At 71.1% G+C, this 16,490-nt stretch carries 17 protein-coding genes; 8 read left to right on the top strand and 9 right to left on the bottom strand.

What is annotated here, in order from left to right; all coding sequences use genetic code 11:
• The first annotated feature begins 19 nt into the window (after positions 1-19).
• Positions 20-490 (top strand): ATP-binding protein, encoded by a 471-nt coding sequence (locus ACFYY1_RS15830; RefSeq protein ID WP_388585235.1) that lies wholly within the window; start codon positions 20-22, stop codon positions 488-490.
• A gap of 42 nt (positions 491-532) precedes the next feature.
• Positions 533-2,233, top strand: coding sequence for a protein kinase (locus ACFYY1_RS15825; protein ID WP_388585233.1), 1,701 nt, complete (start codon positions 533-535; stop codon positions 2,231-2,233).
• 90 nt (positions 2,234-2,323) lie between these two features.
• On the opposite strand, the gene ACFYY1_RS15820 is transcribed toward ACFYY1_RS15825, so the two are convergent.
• The 4 genes from ACFYY1_RS15820 to ACFYY1_RS15805 all read right to left on the bottom strand — a co-directional run bounded on the left by ACFYY1_RS15820 (position 2,324) and on the right by ACFYY1_RS15805 (position 3,705).
• The gene (locus ACFYY1_RS15820) at positions 2,324-2,575 is read right to left on the bottom strand and encodes a type II toxin-antitoxin system RelE/ParE family toxin (protein ID WP_388585230.1); all 252 of its coding nucleotides are present in this window, start codon (positions 2,573-2,575) and stop codon (positions 2,324-2,326) included.
• Positions 2,572-2,826, bottom strand: a complete 255-nt coding sequence (locus ACFYY1_RS15815) for a type II toxin-antitoxin system Phd/YefM family antitoxin (protein WP_388585227.1) — start codon at positions 2,824-2,826, stop codon at positions 2,572-2,574. Before ACFYY1_RS15815 ends, ACFYY1_RS15820 begins: the two co-directional genes overlap by 4 nt.
• A gap of 250 nt (positions 2,827-3,076) precedes the next feature.
• Positions 3,077-3,547, bottom strand: coding sequence for a hypothetical protein (locus ACFYY1_RS15810; protein WP_388585226.1), 471 nt, complete (start codon positions 3,545-3,547; stop codon positions 3,077-3,079).
• Positions 3,544-3,705, bottom strand: coding sequence for a hypothetical protein (locus ACFYY1_RS15805; protein ID WP_388585224.1), 162 nt, complete (start codon positions 3,703-3,705; stop codon positions 3,544-3,546). Before ACFYY1_RS15805 ends, ACFYY1_RS15810 begins: the two co-directional genes overlap by 4 nt.
• 3 nt (positions 3,706-3,708) lie before the next feature.
• On the opposite strand from ACFYY1_RS15805, the gene ACFYY1_RS15800 reads away from it, so the two are divergent.
• From ACFYY1_RS15800 to aac(6'), 3 genes are all read left to right on the top strand, one after another.
• Positions 3,709-4,770 (top strand): ATP-binding protein, encoded by a 1,062-nt coding sequence (locus tag ACFYY1_RS15800; protein ID WP_388585222.1) that lies wholly within the window; start codon positions 3,709-3,711, stop codon positions 4,768-4,770.
• On the top strand, positions 4,767-6,569 hold the full coding sequence (locus ACFYY1_RS15795) for a VWA-like domain-containing protein (protein ID WP_388585219.1): 1,803 nt from the start codon (positions 4,767-4,769) through the stop codon (positions 6,567-6,569). The genes ACFYY1_RS15800 and ACFYY1_RS15795 overlap by 4 nt, the downstream gene beginning before the upstream one ends.
• 100 nt (positions 6,570-6,669) lie before the next feature.
• Entirely contained in the window at positions 6,670-7,143 is a 474-nt protein-coding gene (aac(6'), locus tag ACFYY1_RS15790; RefSeq protein WP_388585217.1) for an aminoglycoside 6'-N-acetyltransferase, read from the top strand.
• Between the two features lie 55 nt (positions 7,144-7,198).
• On the opposite strand, the gene ACFYY1_RS15785 is transcribed toward aac(6'), so the two are convergent.
• The 3 genes from ACFYY1_RS15785 to ACFYY1_RS15775 form a co-directional block, all read right to left on the bottom strand.
• Positions 7,199-8,893, bottom strand: a complete 1,695-nt coding sequence (locus ACFYY1_RS15785; protein WP_388585215.1) for an alpha/beta fold hydrolase — start codon at positions 8,891-8,893, stop codon at positions 7,199-7,201.
• A gap of 185 nt (positions 8,894-9,078) precedes the next feature.
• The gene (locus ACFYY1_RS15780) at positions 9,079-9,882 is read right to left on the bottom strand and encodes a MerR family transcriptional regulator (protein WP_388585213.1); all 804 of its coding nucleotides are present in this window, start codon (positions 9,880-9,882) and stop codon (positions 9,079-9,081) included.
• A complete protein-coding gene (locus ACFYY1_RS15775; RefSeq protein WP_388585210.1) occupies positions 9,875-10,411 on the bottom strand; it encodes a VOC family protein in 537 nt (178 codons plus the stop codon). The genes ACFYY1_RS15780 and ACFYY1_RS15775 overlap by 8 nt, the downstream gene beginning before the upstream one ends.
• A 113-nt stretch (positions 10,412-10,524) precedes the next feature.
• On the opposite strand from ACFYY1_RS15775, the gene ACFYY1_RS15770 reads away from it, so the two are divergent.
• The 3 genes from ACFYY1_RS15770 (at position 10,525) to ACFYY1_RS15760 (ending at position 13,602) form a co-directional block, all read left to right on the top strand.
• Positions 10,525-10,773, top strand: a complete 249-nt coding sequence (locus ACFYY1_RS15770) for a hypothetical protein (protein ID WP_388585208.1) — start codon at positions 10,525-10,527, stop codon at positions 10,771-10,773.
• Positions 10,770-10,913: a hypothetical protein gene (locus ACFYY1_RS15765; RefSeq protein WP_388585205.1), complete on the top strand. Its 144-nt coding sequence runs from the start codon at positions 10,770-10,772 to the stop codon at positions 10,911-10,913. The genes ACFYY1_RS15770 and ACFYY1_RS15765 overlap by 4 nt, the downstream gene beginning before the upstream one ends.
• Before the next feature lie 106 nt (positions 10,914-11,019).
• The gene (locus tag ACFYY1_RS15760; protein WP_388585202.1) at positions 11,020-13,602 is read left to right on the top strand and encodes a bifunctional FO biosynthesis protein CofGH; all 2,583 of its coding nucleotides are present in this window, start codon (positions 11,020-11,022) and stop codon (positions 13,600-13,602) included.
• A gap of 100 nt (positions 13,603-13,702) precedes the next feature.
• Here the strand turns inward: ACFYY1_RS15760 and ACFYY1_RS15755 are convergent, their stop codons facing one another.
• Both ACFYY1_RS15755 and ACFYY1_RS15750 read right to left on the bottom strand, forming a co-directional pair.
• Positions 13,703-14,347: a dihydrofolate reductase family protein gene (locus ACFYY1_RS15755; RefSeq protein ID WP_388585200.1), complete on the bottom strand. Its 645-nt coding sequence runs from the start codon at positions 14,345-14,347 to the stop codon at positions 13,703-13,705.
• Between the two features lie 116 nt (positions 14,348-14,463).
• Positions 14,464-16,227 (bottom strand): serine/threonine-protein kinase, encoded by a 1,764-nt coding sequence (locus tag ACFYY1_RS15750; protein WP_388585197.1) that lies wholly within the window; start codon positions 16,225-16,227, stop codon positions 14,464-14,466.
• Positions 16,228-16,490 lie beyond the last annotated feature (263 nt).

The following is a 16,490-nucleotide window of genomic DNA, read 5'->3' as shown; positions in this document are numbered from 1 at the left end:
ACCGGACACGCTGAGTCACATGAACGCCGAAATCACCCTTGCGGGCGCCGAGTTCGTCCAACGTTTCAGCGCCACCCGACGGGGCGCGCGGCTCGCCCGCCGACTTGCTGTGCACCAACTCGACGCGTGGGGCGTCCCGTACGGGAGCGAGCTCTCCGGGGACGTCGCGCTGATCGTGTCCGAGCTTGCGGCCAACGCGGTGCTGCACGGGCTCGTACCGGGACGGGACTTCGAGCTGAGGCTCGTCGCCCTCGTGGACACGCTCCGTATCGAGGTATCGGATGCGCGGGGGGAACGCGGGCCGGAGGTCAGGCCCTCCGGCCCCGGCGCGGAATCGGGGTTCGGCCTGCACCTGGTCGGGGCGCTGACGACCGCATGGGGCGTGAAGGACCGGGTCGTGGGCAAGACGGTGTGGGCCGAACTGGCCGCGCCCCGGTGTCCGGAACGGTCTCGAAGTGCTGGCGGAGCGGGGGCGTACGGCCGAGAATGATCCGGCGCACAGTCAAGAGTGCGCCGCGAAAAGGGAGTTGGCATGCGGGGGGCGCTGATCGGGGGGCGGTACCGGCTGGGTGAGCCGCTCGGTTCCGGAGGCATGGGCACCGTATGGCGGGCCACGGACACCTACCGCCAGCGCCGTGTCGCGGTGAAGACGGTGACGGGTCTGGCCGAGGGCGTGACCTCGGAGCCGGCCAGCCGGTTCCGCCGCGAGATCCAGGTCGCCTCCCTGCTGCGCAACCCGCACATCGTGGAGATGCACGACGCGGGTGAAGCGGTCGTGGACGGGCGCCCGGTGCTCTATCTGGTCATGGAGGAGATCCCCGGGGAGCCGCTGAACCGGGTGCTCGCCGGGCGAAGACCCTCGCTGGCCGAGGTCGCCCGGTGGGGCGGCGAGATCTGCGAGGCGCTCGCGGCCATGCACGGGGCGGGAATCGTGCACCGGGACCTGAAGCCGGCGAATGTGATGATCGGCCCCGACGGGCATGTGACCGTGCTGGACTTCGGCATCGCCCGGCTCGACGCCACCGGCATCGACCTGACGACACTCACCCGCACCGGCCACGTCCTCGGCACCGTCGCCTTCATGTCCCCGGAGCAGGCGGGCGGTGGGGGCGACGTCGACGCACGCAGCGATCTCTACTCCCTGGGCTGTCTCCTGTATGCCACGCTCACAGGCCGGCCGCCCTTCTCCGACGGGCCCTGGCAGCTCGTTCTGCGGCAGCACATGGACGAGGTGCCCGTCGCGCCGGGCCTGCGCCGGGACGGACTTCCGCCCGCATGGGACACCTTGCTGCTGGAACTCCTCGCCAAGCGGCCGGAGCGCCGGCCGCCGAGCGCGGTGGCGGTACGGGAGCGGCTCGCGGCCCTTCCGCTGCCGCGGTCCGTCCCGCCCGAGCCCGTTCGGTCCGAGCCGGTTCCGCCCGAGCGCACCATGCCCGGGGGAGCGCCCGTGACGGATCGCGCTCCCGGTGCCCCCGTCGGTCCCGGCGGCGCCACCGTCGCCGGCCCCGACGAGGTGATGACGGAACGAATGACGCCTGACGGGTCCGCGCCGGGCACGGAGGGCGGAACGGAGAAGGGTTCGCCGGGCAGCGTGACCGCTGACGCGGTGACGTCGGACCTGAGGGCCGCAGACGCCGTGACTCGTGACGCGACGGGCAGGACCGGCCGCGGTGGGGCGGCGGCCGCGGATCATCCGCCCACCCGGCTCCCGCCCGAAACCTTGGCATCGACCCGTCCGCTGCCGGGAGACGTGATCTCCCGGGGCCTGACCTGGGGGCACCTCCTTGCCGTCTTCGCCGGTGTGGTGGTGCTGCTCGTCGGGCTGGTGGCGATCGTCCTGATCGCCTCGGGACGCGGAGCCGGCCAGGCTGTAAGCACCTCAGGTCTGATCGTGGTGGGCGGCTTCGGCGCCTTCGTCGTGCTCGGTGCCCTGTCCGGCGTTTACGGCATGTACGTCGAGGTGTGGCGGCCCCGAGGGCTGGAGCGGCGGTTCAGGGTGTGGTCCTGGGCGGACGAGCGGCGGGAAGCGCTCCAGGTCGTCGACCGGGCGATGCGGCGGGGCCGGTGGATCGAGGTCTGCCTTGCGCCCGAGGACGGCGGATACGTCTTCCTGGTCGTCGTCCCGAACCGCTTCGTCGACAGCGGCCTGGTCGGAACGACGCAGTCGGGGGAGGAGCTCCTGCTTTCCTATGCCCAACTGGTGACGGTCAAGGCCGTCCGGGAGACTGCCTGACGGCGCCCCCTCCCCGCCCGGTCGCATGCTGGCCGTCGTTTTCGAGAGTGAGGTCATCGGCGCCGTCCAGTTCAATGAGGAGGACGGAAGTCAGCCGAGGCGGCCGACGTGGATCACGATGCTGGTGACCTGGGCCTCTTTGATCTCGTACAGCACGCGATAGCGCCCGACGTGCACGCGCCGCAGCGTGGGCGAGCCGTACGGTGACGACCCCTGCGGCAGAGGGTTGTCGGCGAGCATGTCGACAGCATCCATTAATTGGCGCAAGCCGTCGGGATCGTCCTTGAGGAACCGGGCAGCCTGGTCGATGGCGTGCTCGTCCCAGGTGATCAGATACGTCAACGCTGCTCCAGGCCAAGTCGTGCGCGGACCTGGTCATGCGGGACAGCCTCCACGGCGCCAGCGGCCTGCCGCGCCTGGTACTGGGCAAGAGCCAGCGCGTCCTCCAGCTCGGCCAGCTCCTGGGGGTTGATCAGTATGGCCGCGGGCTGGCCGTGGTCGGTGATCGTGATGCGTTCCCGCGCGTTGGAGGCTCTGCGGACGAGAGAGCCGAAGCGGGCGCGGGCTTCAGTGATCGGCAAAGTGTCACTCATGTGCACAAGTGTACACTTCTTGCGCCTTGTGTGCAGTTGGTGTCTGCGCGTGAGTCGACTCCCCGAGACGCGAACGGCAGGGTAGGGAGCGGGGCGTACGGATCGTCGGCCGCTTCTTCGCGGCATTCGCGGCAGTCGCTCGGGGTGCCGCTGCGGGGCGCCGTTCGGCTGGTTGTAGGAGCAAGTGCTCGTGGGGCGTGAAGGACCGGGTCGTCGGCAAGACGGTCTGGGTGGAGCCGGCCACGGCCCGTCAGGCCCCGGGATCGGCAGAAGTGCGTTTGTAGTCACAGGGGTAGGGATAGGGGTCGCCCCCGTCCGCGTGGACAGTTCCATCCATCTGCAGCTCTCCATGCTCCAAAAAGAAATGCAGGATCTGGATGTCGTTCTGATTCTTGAATCTGAGTACCAGATAGGGCGGAAGGCCGGGGTCTTTGTTGACCCCATGCCATTTCCCTTCGGATGAACGGCGTGTCACCTGCGAGTCCGGCCCGGGGCCGTCCCACGCGACTGGAAAGTCTTTGCTGGAGAAAGTGTAATCGTCACGTAGTCGAACCGTCGGCGATCCGCATTTCTTCTCCCCGTCCCAACGGCCGACCAATTCGGAATGGGTTACGGCCTTTGGGGTGGCGACGGGTTTTTCTGCCCCGCAGGAGGACGGGGCGAGCGCTGTCACGGCGGCAGCTGCAAGGCTTGTGCTGATGCGAAATATGTCGGATTTCACGCTGTCTGCTTCCGGCCGTTGTGCAGGCGGGTGATGCCGAGCAGGGCGAGCTGCTCGGCGATTCTGGACTTCGGCAGGGCAGGGGAAAACCAGGTGCGACTGCCCCCGCCGGCCTCAATACACTGGCCGAACAGGGTATTCGACTCGAAGGAGCCCACCGCTTGCAGGCCGCAGTAACCGTCACCCCGAATCAGATCCCGGATCTCCTCCTGGGCCTCGCCACAGTCCGCCCGGTATTCCTCTGGGGCGCCCCCGGAATCGGGAAGTCCTCCCTGGTGAGGAAGTTCGCCGACTCCCTGGGCCTGGAGTGCGTAAGCCTGCTGGGCACTCAGCTCGCCCCTGAGGACCTGATCGGCGTGCCGCAGATCCGCGACGGCCGCTCCGTCTTCTGCCCGCCGGAGGCGATCGCCCGCGACGAGCCGTACTGCCTCTTCCTGGACGAGCTGAACGCCGCGACCCCGGATGTGCAGAAGGCGTTCTACTCGCTCATCCTCGACCGCCGAATCGGCAACTACGAGCTCCCGGCAGGCTCGATCGTGATCGGCGCCGGCAACCGCGCCACCGACAACGCCCTGGCACGCCCCATCGCCTCCGCACTCGTCAACCGCCTCACCCACGTCCACCTGCGTGCCTCCGCCACCGACTGGCTGACGTGGGCGGGCGAGAACGGCATTCACCCCTGGGTGGTGGACTACCTCGCCGACCGGCCCGACCACCTGTGGTCGCAGCCGCCCAAGACCGAGGAGCCGTTCTCCACGCCCCGCTCCTGGCACATGCTCTCCGACGCGATGCACTCCTTCGGGCCGGCGCTGGACGAGGAGACACTGAAGATCGTGGCCCACGGGACGCTGACCCCCGCCCATGCCGTCTCCTTCTGCGGGTACGCCAAGATCGTGCGTCACGCCTACGGCATCGAGGCGATCATCAAGGGAGACGCCTCCTGGCCCCGCCGCATCGAGGACCGCGACCTGCTCTACTACCTCGCCGAGGCGTTCCGGGGACGGCTCGTCAAGGAGCTCCCGGCCCAGCGCGAGCACGCCTCGGCCGCCGTGCGCGAGACCGCCTACCGCGCCAAGTCGCTGCTCGTCCAGCTCGCCGAGATCTCCGTCGAGGTCGCCCAGACCGTCATCGCCGAGGACGCCGACGGCAACCCGGTGCTGCCCGCCTGGTTCCTGGTGGAGGCCGCCCGCGACATGCCACGCCTGGTCGAGGCCCGGCGTTGAGCCGGTCCCGCAAGCAGGGTGCGGACCGTCCCGACCCGGCCGCCGAGGCCTTCGCCGCCGGCGCCGACCTGGTGCGCCGCAACCCCGCCCTCGCAGCCGTCCACGCCAACTTCGTCCGCGCCAAAGGCAACGCCGACGCCCCCGGCCAGGGCCTCGTCCGGGCGGACTCCAACGGGCAGGTGCACGTCCACCCCACCCGCCGGGCCGAACCCGGCGAGTGGGCCTGGGCGCTCGCCCATGCCCTCCTCCACCTCGGCTTCGGCCACCTCCCCGCCGCCAAGGAACACCGCGAACAGCCCGACCGCTTCGACCTCGCCGCCCGCTGCACCGTCGTCAACCGCTTCCTCGCCACCTTCCCCATCGGCACCGCCCCCGACCACCTCCCCGAGAGCTACCCCGACGGCGACGAGGAGCAGCTCGCCGCCCGCTGGCGCAAGACCGGCATCCCGGCCGCCTATGAGCGGTGCGGCACGGCGGACGGCGAACCCGACCAGCTGCTGGTCCAGTGGCCGCGCTGGGACACCGCCCTGCCCGACCGGCAACTCGCCTTCGCGTACGCCCTGACCCGTACGGTCTCCGCCGCGATGGACGTCGCGGGTGGCCGCCGGGACCGGATCACCGGTGAGCGCGTCGCCCAGCGTCCCTGGGACCGCGCCCTCAACTGGTTCGTCTCGTCCTATCCGCTGCTCGGCGGCCTCGCGGCCGGACTGACCGTCGTCGCCGACGCCGAACTCGCCCGCGCGCACGACATCTCCGTGGCCGCCGTGGACGCCACCGCCGGCGAGATCTACATCAACCCGCTCAAGCGGTTCACGGACGAGGAGTGGCGGTTCATCCTCGCCCACGAGATGCTGCACGCCGCCTTGCGCCACGGCGGGCGCCGCGGTGCCCGCGACCACTATCTCTTCAACGTCGCCGCCGACTACGTCATCAACGGCTGGCTGGTGGAGATGAGCGTCGGCGCGATGCCCGAAGGGCTGCTGTACGACGCCGAGTTGAAGGGTCTTTCGGCCGAGGAGGTGTACGACCGGATCGCCACCGGGCTGCGGCGCGGCCGACGCCTCGCGACCCTGCGCGGCAAGGGCGCCGGCGACATCCTGGGTGAACCCCTGCCCGGCCGGATCGCCGACCCCGTCGACCTCGACGAGTTCTACCGGCGCGCCCTCGTCCAGGGCCACCAGCTGCACACCGACCGACAGCGCGGTCTGCTGCCGGCCGGACTGGTCCAGGAGATCCGCGCACTCGCCCACCCGCCCGTCCCGTGGGACGCCCGACTGGCCCGCTGGTTCGACGAGTTCGTGCCCCGGCCCGAGCCGGTACGCAGCTACTCCCGGCCCGCCCGGCGCCAGGCCTCGACCCCCGACATCCCGCGCGCGGGCCGCTACTTCCCGCCCGAGGAGGTCGCCCGCTGCACCTTCGGCGTCGTCCTGGACACCTCGGGCTCGATGTCCGGCCCGCTGCTCGCCAAGGCACTGGGCGCGATCGCCTCGTACGCCGAGGCCCGCGACGTGCCGGCCGCCCGAGTGGTGTTCTGCGACGCCGCCGCCTACGACGCCGGGTACCTGGCGCCGACGGAGATCGCCGGGCGGGTACGGGTCAGGGGGCGCGGCGGCACGGTCCTGCAGCCCGGCATCGACCTGCTGCAGCGGGCCGACGACTTCCCGCCGACGGCCCCCGTCCTGGTGATCACCGACGGCTGGTGCGACGTGCTGCGGGTCCGCCGCGAGCACGCCTACCTGATCCCGGAGGGCGCGGGGCTGCCGTTCACCCCGCGCGGACCGGTCTTCCGGGTGCGCTGAGCGGCAGGACGGCGGCCGGCAGGAACAGGCACGCCATACCGGCCCTCGGATCATCCACGGGACAGCCCTCAAGTGTGTTCTCCCGGGGAGAATGAGGGGCATGGAGCTGCGTGGGGACAAGGTCGTGCTGCGGCCGGTGGCCGATGGCGATGATGAGATCCTCGAAAGGGTCGTGAGGGAACCGGAAGTCGCGGCGTGGTGGTCGCCCCCGGACGGCTACGAACGCATGCTGGCCGTCGTTTTCGAGGGCGAGGTCATCGGCGCCGTCCAGTTCAACGAGGAGGACGATCCCGAGTTCCGCCACGCGGGCATCGACATCTTCCTGACGGCGAGGCACCACGGGAAGGGCCTCGGTACCGACACGGTGCGCACTCTGGCCCGGTGGCTGGTGCGGGAACGCGGCCATCACCGGCTGACCATCGATCCCGCCGCGGCCAACTCCGCGGCGATCCGCTGCTACGGCAAGGTCGGGTTCAAACCTGTGGGAATCATGCGGGCGTACTGGCGGGACCACCGGACGGGGGTCTGGCAGGACGGTCTGCTGATGGATCTGCTCGCGGACGAGCTGGCCTGACGCGGCCGACCCGTTCGTGGATCGGGCCGGCCGCAGCGGCACGCCGGGCGCGGGGTCAGCCCAGGGGGTGGAGGGGGATGTCGATGTAGGACTCGGCGCCCTGGGGCGAGCTGAGTTCGAGGGGGAACACCGGCGTGGTGGTGTTGGCGTAGGTGAAGAACGGGTCGTCGGTGTCGATGATGAGCTGGAGCTGGTGGCCCTTGGGCACGACGTAGTGGGCGGGCTGGAGGGGGAAGGACACCGTGGTGGCCCGGTCGACCTGCTCGTCGGTGAACGTGTAGGGGGCGTGGGTGATGATGGTGGCTTTGCCGGTGGCCGGGTCGCAGTCCATCAGGTAGGCCACGATCGTGGCGTCCGCCTGCTGCGGCTTCACGGTCACCCGCATGTCCAGGTTGCCCTGGACACACATGGCCTGCTCCAGCGGCGCGGCGGTCCAGATCGCGGCGAGGCCGCGGTCGATCTCGGCCGTCTTGTAGACGTGCGGCAGGCCCATGCGCTCGGCCAGGCCGGTCTGGACGAGCTTCGGGGCGACGACGGCCTCGGTGCTCTGGCCGGTGGCCTTCACGGAGCGGGTCCAGCCTGGCTGCGGACCGCCCTCGGACAGCTGCCCGTCGCGCTCGCCGGCGGCGGCATCCGTGAGGTGGAACCGCCTCGGGGGCAGGACGTAGCTCTCCCAGCTGTCGTGGCGGAGGTCGGAGAGGAGGTTGTGCATGTACTCCGAGCGCACGCCGTACTGCGGTTGCGCTCCGTCGCCGGCGCTGCCACCGAGGTGGTGGTCCATCCACCGGTAGGCCATCGCGGTGGGCTTGGAGAGGAGACCGACCAGGCCGGGGAGTTCGCCGTTGCCGTGGTCGCCCACCTGGACGAGGAGCGACTTGGGCCCTGTCAGGTTGGTGAAGAGGTCGACGACGGCGGGCACGGAGAAGATCGTTTCGTGCCAGGCGGTGGTCAGCAGGATCGGCGTGCTGGCGTCGTTGTACGCGTCCAGGTAGTGCTTGGGCGACCGTACCCGGGCGAACTCCCTGACCTCGTCGTCGATGGTGTTGCTGCGGATCTTCTCGATGATGCCGCGGAACTCCTCCGAGCACCGGTCCTCGTTGAACAGCTTCACGAGCGCCTCGAAGGCCGCCAGGTGCCGGGTGCCGTTCTCGTAGAGCGAGGCGAACAGATCGCCCCAGGCGCTGGTGCCGGCCACGGCCTTGACGCGCGGGTCCTTCGCGGCGGCCAGCAGGCTCGTCCCGGCGCCGTAGGAGGAGCCGAAGAAGCCGATCCGGTCCGGGTCGACACCGTCGATCTGGACCAGTGCGTTGATGACCTCGGTGGCGTCGGCCACGTCCTGCGGTCCGGCGACGTGGATCTCGCCCGTGGACCTGGCCAGGCCGCGCTGGCTGTAGGCCAGGACTGCGTAACCGCCCAGGGCCCAGTGCGGGATCATGCCGAGATAGGCCCGGTGCCCGATGCTGATCAGCGGGGCGGGCAGGACGACCGCCGGGCAGACCTGCCCGGGGGCGAGGTTCCGCGGGATGCTCAGCGACGCGTCGAGCATCGTCCCGTCCGACATGGCGATCGAGAACTCCGTGTACGTGGCGATCTCCGCGTACACCTCGTAGGTGTCGGCCAGGCCCCACTGGTCCAGGCGGCCGATCCTGCGCGGCGACGGGTCTAACAGCGCCTCGCGGATCACTTCCAGCCTGGCCAGGTCGTCGGGGTTGATCTCGAACGGGTTTTCCTGGGTGCTGTCGAGCGACATGACTGTGCCCGCCTTCCGTGGCAGAGGTGATGACGAAGAGTCGACACATGCTCACCCTGCCGAGATCACCCTGGGGAAACGTTTCGCATTGATCACTCGTACGGGTGGCCGGGGCCGTCCAAACCTCCAGGCGGGCAACAGGCCGGAGCTTGACCGAGAACGGCCGGGGGCCTCCTGCCCGCGCTCTACTCCCACGTCGCGGTGTCGGGGTCGATGCCGTGGGCGCGGGCGTCGGCGTCGACGATGCGACGGAACCACGTGGCAAGGCCGGCGCGGATGCCGTCGTAGTGGGCGGCGAACGCCGGATCGGCCTCGTACATGCGGCCCAGACAGACCTGCATCCGCCGGGTGAGCGGAAAGTACGAGGCGAAGACTTCGCGGTGCCGCTCGACGAGCTGCCCCGCTTCCGGGCTGCCGGGCGCGACGCCGGCGTCCATCGCATCGCCGAGGGCGCGGTCGAGGGCGGCGACGGCGTCGGCGACGGCCTGCCATTCCTCCGGGCCGCGGGATGCGGAGCGTTCGGCGTACTGCCGCCATTGCGTCGTGTCCCCCCAGAGCTGACGGGCTCGGGCGGGGCCGTCCGGGTCCCACTGGGGGCCGAAGATCGCGGCCTGCTGCTCCGCGGTCAACAGCAGGCCGCGCTCGTGGGCGTCGATCATCCGGTCCAGTCCGGCGCCGAGCTGCTGGAGGCGTTCGATCCGTTCCGCGACCTGGGTGCGCTGCGCGCGCAACGCACCGGGTACGTCTGCGGTCGAGTCGTCCAGGACGGCCCGGATCCTGTCCAGGCCGAGACCGATCTCGCGGTACACGACGATGCGGTGCAGGCGTTCCAGGTCACCGGCGGTGTAGAGCCGGTATCCGGCAGCCGTGCGCAGTGACGGCCGCGCGAGACCGATCTCGTCCCAGTGGTGCAGCGCGCGGACCGTCACGCCCAGGCGCGTCGAGACCTGACCGACGGGCAGGCCGTCGGCGTCAGTGGCATCAGACATGCTCCTGATTGTCGCCGCGACCGGTGTCCGGCGGGGTGATGCCGATGGCCTCAAGGTTCCGCGCCTCCTGACTGGCCGGATCGAAGGGCTTCGCCGCGGTGAGAACGATCCGTGCGTTCTCGGGGGTGATCACCTCCACGTCGCGGGTGTTCCAGGGGGTGTCCCGTGGACCGTCGACCGAGTCCGGTCGCAGCGCACGGCAGGCCGCCACGAGGGGATCGACCTGGCTGAGCACGCACGAGAAACTGAGGCTCATCGCCGGTGCCTGCTCCGGAACGCTCTCCGCCCGGAGCAGGAGCACGTCCTGGAACGCCCATCGGCGCAGATGCACGAGTGTGCCGGGGATGCCGAACAGCTCGAAGAACCCGAGCCCACGAGTCCAGAAGTCCACCGACGCCGCCAGATCGGTCGTGGGGATCGTCGCGAATGCGGGCATTCCATAGATGCCACGGAACAGCTCCGGCGGAACCGCATCCGGGCCGGGGGTGGGCACGGGACTCATCTCGAACGCGTTGAAGTGGTCGCTCATGCACACCACCTTCCGGCCTCACGCAACGTGAGGGTCAAGCCGAAGCCCGAAGTGCCCGCGCGGACAGGGTGGTGCAGGGGAACTCACCTGCACGCCAAGGGCGTTGGGTATGCATGCTGATGCTGTCGAGCCTGCTGGTCATGGCTGTGCTGGTGATGGTGCCGGTCATGCTGGCGTCGGCCCGCTACGCGGTGATCCGCACGGGCCATCCCGCCCGGCTGGGCCGCGTCCTGGCCGGCCGCACTCCACGCGAGGGGCTCGGCGTCGGGGCCTCGGTCGCCGACGAGCTGCACGCGTTCCTGAACTCGGCCAAGCGCGTGCAGATCGAGCACCGGGTGGAGGAGCTGCGTCGTCCCCGATGAGGGACGGCGGTAACCACGCGCAGACCGACATCGTCTACCTCCCCATCGACGACGCCCCGCCCGTCCAGTGGGGGCTGGTCTGGCGCACGGACCGCGCGACCCCACTGGTACGCGCACTCGCCCAGGCAGTGACGGACTGACGGAACGCGACCACGCGTCCAGGATGTGCCGGCGCCGGCGTCGGCGGCCGAGCTTCGAGCCAGATGCCCTGGTCCGGGGCGCGGGCCTCGCTCGTATGCTCGGTTCATGACCGATCCTCAGCGCGGACGTCCGACGACCAATTCCATGCGGCGTGCCCTCAAGCGGGCCCGTGACGGTGTCGCTCTCGATGTGGCCGAGGCCGCCGTCCTGCTCCAGGCGCGGGGGGAGGATCTGACCGACCTCGCCGCCTCGGCGGCCCGGGTGCGGGACGCCGGGCTGGAAGCCGCGGGGCGGCCGGGGGTGATCACGTACTCGCGCAAGGTCTTCATCCCGCTGACCCGGCTCTGCCGCGACAAGTGCCACTACTGCACCTTCGTCACCGTGCCCGGCAAGCTGCGGCGCGCGGGCCACGGGATGTTCCTCTCGCCCGACGAGGTCCTGGACATCGCCCGCGAGGGCGCGGCCATGGGGTGCAAGGAGGCGCTGTTCACACTCGGGGACCGGCCGGAGGACCGGTGGCCCGAGGCGCGGGAGTGGCTGGAGGCCGAGGGGTACGACGACACCCTCGCGTACGTACGCGCCATGGCGATCAGGGTGCTCGAAGAGACCGGGCTGCTCCCGCACCTCAACCCGGGCGTGCTGACCTGGACCGACCTTCAGCGGCTCAAGCCCGTCGCGCCGTCCATGGGGATGATGCTGGAGACGACGGCCACCCGCCTGTGGTCCGAGCCCGGCGGCCCGCACCACGGGTCCCCGGACAAGGAGCCGGCCGTGCGGCTGCGGGTGCTGGAGGACGCCGGGCGGTCCAACGTCCCGTTCACCACCGGCATCCTGATCGGCATCGGGGAGTCGTACGAGGAGCGCGCGGACTCCCTCTTCGAGCTGCGCAAGACCGCCCGCGCCTACCACGGCATCCAGGAAGTCATCGTCCAGAACTTCCGCGCCAAGCCGGACACCGCGATGCGCGGCATGCCGGACGCCGAGCTGGAGGAACTGGCCGCCGCCATCGCCGTGGCCCGGCACATCCTCGGCCCGTCCGCCCGCATCCAGGCCCCGCCGAACCTCGTCGACGCGGAGTACGCGCTGCTCATCGGCGCCGGGATCGACGACTGGGGCGGCGTCTCGCCGCTCACCCCCGACCATGTGAACCCCGAGCGCCCCTGGCCGCACATCGACGAACTCGCCGCGAAAACCGCCGAGTCGGGGTTCGCGCTGCGGGAGCGGCTCACCATCTACCCGGAGTTCATCCGGCGCGGCGAGCCGTGGCTCGACCCCCGCCTCCTCCCGCACGTCCGCGCCCTCGCCGACCCGGAGACGGGGCTTGCCCGCGAGGACGCCGTCCCCGCCGGGCTGCCCTGGCAGGAGCCCGACGAGCAGTTCGGCGCCACCGGCCGCACCGACCTGCACCGCACCATCGACACCGAGGGCCGCACCGGTGACCGCCGCGAGGACTTCGACGAGGTGTACGGGGACTGGGAGGCGCTGCGCGAGGCCGCCGCGCCCGGCATGGTGCCGTCCCGGATCGACGGCGATGTGCGCGAGGCGCTGAGCCAGGCCGCCGACGACCCGACGAAGCTCACCGACGAGCAGGCGCTCGCCCTGCTCCACGCGGACGGCCCGGCGCTCGACGAGCTCTGCCGGATCGCGGACGCCCTGCGGCGCGACGTGGTCGGTGACGACGTCACGTACATCGTCACCAGGAACATCAACTTCACCAACGTCTGCTACACCGGCTGCCGCTTCTGCGCCTTCGCCCAGCGGCGCACCGACGCCGACGCGTACACCCTCTCCCTGGACCAGGTCGCGGACCGGGCCGCGCAGGCGTGGGACGTCGGCGCGGTCGAGGTCTGCATGCAGGGCGGCATCCACCCGGACCTGCCCGGCACCGCGTACTTCGACATCGCACGGGCGGTACGGGAACGAGTGCCCGGTATGCATGTGCACGCCTTCTCGCCGATGGAGGTCGTCAACGGCGCCACCCGCACCGGGATGTCCATCCGCGACTGGCTGATCGCCGCGAAGGAGGCCGGGCTCGGCTCGATCCCCGGCACGGCGGCCGAGATCCTGGACGACGAGGTCCGCTGGGTCCTCACCAAGGGCAAGCTGCCGACCGCGACCTGGCTCGAAGTCATCAGGACCGCCCACGAGGTGGGCCTGCGCTCGTCCTCCACGATGATGTACGGACACGTCGACCAGCCCCGCCACTGGCTCGGCCACCTGCGGACGCTGGCCCGTCTCCAGCAGGAGACCGGCGGCTTCACGGAGTTCGTCACGCTGCCGTTCATCCACACCAACGCACCGGTCTACCTCGCGGGCATCGCCCGCCCCGGCCCGACCGACCGCGACAACCGGGCCGTCACCGCCATGGCCCGGCTGCTCCTGCACCCGCACATCACCAACATCCAGACCAGCTGGGTCAAGCTCGGCACTCAGGGCGCGGCCGAGATGCTCCGCTCGGGCGCCAACGACCTGGGCGGCACCCTGATGGAGGAGACCATCTCCCGGATGGCCGGTTCGAGCTACGGCTCGTACCGCTCCATCCAGGACCTGGTCGCCATCGCGGAACTCGCGGGACGGCCGGCGAAGCCGCGTACGACGCTGTACGGGGAGGTTTCCGAGGAGCGGGTGGCGGCGGCCACGGCGTCCGACGGGCACCTTCCGGAGCTGCTGCCGGTGCTGCCGGACTGAGGCGGGTCCAGAAGGCGGGGGCGTCGCGTCCGGCCCGGGACGGGTTCCCGGGCCGGACAGCGATCACGTCGCCGCCCTGTCTGCGAGCGCCGCCCTCGTCTCACTTCCGCCAGAACAGGTGGTGCGTCACACCGCTCGCGCTGGGCACGACGTCCACGTGGAACCGGTCGCGCAGCTCGTCGGGCGACTTCCACAGCCGTGACCCGGATCCGATCTCCACGGGCGAGACCGCCACATGCAGGGTGTCGACGAGGTCGGCGTCGAGGAACTCCCGGATGGTGGTGGCCCCGCCGCCGAGCCGGACATCCTTGCCCTGCGCCGCCTCCCGCGCCTGTTCGAGGACCGTGGCCGGGTCGGCGTCGACGAAGTGGAACGTGGTGTCGGAGAGCGTGAACGAAGGGCGCACGTGGTGGGTCATCACGAACACCGGGGTGCGGAACGGGGGCTCGTCGCCCCACCAGCCGCGCCAGTCGAGGTTCTCCCAGGGCCCGCGCTGGGGGCTGAACTTGCCGCGCCCCATGATCTCGGCGCCGATGTTGCGGGCGTAGTCCCGCGTCAAGTAGTCGTCCAGGCCGCGGCTGCCGCCGGGGTCGGTGCGCATCGGCCAGCTCGCGGTGGCCCCGGCCCAGGAGAACATCGCCCCGGGGTCGGCGTCGCCGAACGGGCGCTCCAGGCTCTGGTTCTCACCGGCGCCGAAGCCGTCGCTCGACACGTTGAAGTTCTGGACTCTCAGCAGCTGGGCCATGTGCTTCTCCTGCGCTTGTCGGTAAGGGGGAGACTCCCCGGGCCGGGCAAACTCATCGCAGTGGACGCGGGTACCTGACGGAGCGATTTCGTCCTCGTCCTGGTTCGGCAACATGCTTAGGAAGACGGCAAGTCCGGCGGCGAAGCCTGCGCGAGGGTCTGCCAGCCCCGGGTGATCTCTTCGTGGATCGCTCGCTGGTCCGGTGCGGTGTGTCCGGGGCCCTGGGTGAGCAGGCCGATCAGGGCGGTGCCGTCGGCGGGGCGGTGGGCGGGGTCGGAGTTCAGTGCCTGCTCGACCACGGTGGCGAGGTGTGGGTCGACCGCCTGGAGGGCGGCGATCGCGGCCGGGTCCGCTCCGGTCTCGGTGATGCGGCGGTAGACCGCGCCGATGGAGGTCGCGGCGAACGGACTGTCGCCGTGGACGGCGGCCACCACGCAGCAGGCCCACGCCCAGACGTCGGCGGCCGGCCCTGCCGGGGCCTCGTCGAACTGCTCGGGCGCCATGTAGGTGAGGGTGCCCGGGGTGCCGCCGGTGCGGGTGAGCCGGGTGCGGTCCACGATCGCGGCGATCCCGAAGTCGAGGAGGCGCGGGCCGTCGCTGGTCAGCATGATGTTGCCGGGCTTGAGGTCGCGGTGGACCAGGCCCAGCCGGTGGATGCCGGCCAGCGCCGTGGCCAGCGCGAGGGCGAGGGCGCGCAGCGCCTGCGGGGTCCGGATCGGGCCGGGGGTACGCAGATGGGCGTCGAGCGGGCGGCCGTCCAGGAGTTCCATGGCCAGGTAGGGGCGTCCGTCGTCCACGCCGGAGTCGAGCACGCGGGCGGTGTACGTCCCGGGCACCATGGCCAGCACCTCGGCCTCGCGTGCGAAGCGGGCGAGCAGCTCCGGGTCGCCGAGGAGTTCGGGGTTGATCGTCTTCAGGGCGACCTGCGTCGCGGAGCCCGCCCGGCGGGCGACGTAGACCGTCCCCATGCCGCCGGCCCCGATCCTGCCCAGCAGCTGGTAGGCGCCGATCGACCGGGGTTCGTGCGGGTACAACTCCCCGGAACCGGGGGCGGAGCCGCCTCCCGGATGGCCGGCCGGAGGGATGGCCGGGGGCCCTGCCGGGAGGGGCGGGGCGGCGGCGGGGGCCGTCGGCGCGGCATGGATGCCGGGGACGTACGGGGCGCCCTGGTGAGGCACGCCGGCGGCGGCGGTGGGGGCGGCGGCCAGGGCAGGCCCGGTGAGGGCGGCCGGGCGGCGGTACCGGAAGCCGGCGGCGAAGGCGACGGCCTGGAACACCAGGGCCGCCACGACCACCGCCATCGGCACCACCGCGACCAGCAGGATCACGGACACGGCAGAGCCGATGACCAGCCGCTTACGGGTACGCGAGGACGCCCACAGCCCCGGCGGCATGCCGAACGTCAACAGATTCCGCCGGGTGAGGAACCACAGCAGCAGGCACAGGACCAGACAGACGGCAGTCGTGATGCCGTAGACCGGCCGTAGCTCCCAGAGGCCGTTGGTCCAGCTGCCGATGGCCGGCCCCAGCCCGAAGAGGCGGTCGCTGTAGCCCAGCACGGCGAAGACCCAGCCGCCCACGTCGAGCGGGTTGCCCGCCCAGAGTGCGTTCGCGAGAACCCGGAACTCGAACGGGACACCGCCGACGGCGAGGACCGCCGTCAGCGCGACCGACAGGACCACGGCGACCGCCTGCTCGGCCGATCGCGCCGCCCGGCCCGCCTTGCCGGCCGGAGCGTCCGAGAAGGCGGCGGCCTCCTGCTCCCGGAACGACCGCTGCGAACGGAGCAGCAGCGGAAGCGACACCAGCCGCGCGACCAGTGCGCAGACGGCTGTCACCAACACCGCCGGGAACACCGCCTGGAACTCAGTCAATTGCACGTATGACTCCGCGCTCATCCCGACCATCTCGACCCCGCCCCCGCCTCCGGTCAACACATCGCCGCGTGAGTATAGGGCGGCTGCATCGGGCAATTTCCGCCGGAACAGGCAGGTGGCGCGTACGTCACACCGCGCGGGTCGAGCGGGTCGGGCGGGCGGAGCGGGTCGGGCGGGTGGAGCCGTTCGGCCGGGGGGATCCGCCATCTCGCCCGAGGCGTCTCCGTCCGGTCATAAGCGACCTGCGGGACGTCCGTTCACATACT

Source organism: Streptomyces sp. NPDC001890 (assembly GCF_042891445.1).
Taxonomy (GTDB): domain Bacteria; phylum Actinomycetota; class Actinomycetes; order Streptomycetales; family Streptomycetaceae; genus Streptomyces.
Note: the sequence above shows the minus strand (reverse complement) of the source record. Positions and strands in the feature narration are given on the sequence as shown.

What these genes read in the sequence shown, in the direction of transcription:
- ACFYY1_RS15825 (WP_388585233.1), top strand. Translation starts at nt 533, where the DNA reads ATGCGGGGGGCGCTGATCGGGGGGCGGTACCGGCTGGGTGAGCCGCTC.
- ACFYY1_RS15770 (WP_388585208.1), top strand. Translation starts at nt 10,525, where the DNA reads ATGCTGATGCTGTCGAGCCTGCTGGTCATGGCTGTGCTGGTGATGGTG.
- ACFYY1_RS15755 (WP_388585200.1), bottom strand. Translation starts at nt 14,347, where the DNA reads ATGGCCCAGCTGCTGAGAGTCCAGAACTTCAACGTGTCGAGCGACGGC.
- ACFYY1_RS15775 (WP_388585210.1), bottom strand. Translation starts at nt 10,411, where the DNA reads ATGAGCGACCACTTCAACGCGTTCGAGATGAGTCCCGTGCCCACCCCC.
- ACFYY1_RS15830 (WP_388585235.1), top strand. Translation starts at nt 20, where the DNA reads ATGAACGCCGAAATCACCCTTGCGGGCGCCGAGTTCGTCCAACGTTTC.
- ACFYY1_RS15815 (WP_388585227.1), bottom strand. Translation starts at nt 2,826, where the DNA reads ATGAGTGACACTTTGCCGATCACTGAAGCCCGCGCCCGCTTCGGCTCT.
- ACFYY1_RS15765 (WP_388585205.1), top strand. Translation starts at nt 10,770, where the DNA reads ATGAGGGACGGCGGTAACCACGCGCAGACCGACATCGTCTACCTCCCC.
- ACFYY1_RS15785 (WP_388585215.1), bottom strand. Translation starts at nt 8,893, where the DNA reads ATGTCGCTCGACAGCACCCAGGAAAACCCGTTCGAGATCAACCCCGAC.
- ACFYY1_RS15760 (WP_388585202.1), top strand. Translation starts at nt 11,020, where the DNA reads ATGACCGATCCTCAGCGCGGACGTCCGACGACCAATTCCATGCGGCGT.
- ACFYY1_RS15780 (WP_388585213.1), bottom strand. Translation starts at nt 9,882, where the DNA reads ATGTCTGATGCCACTGACGCCGACGGCCTGCCCGTCGGTCAGGTCTCG.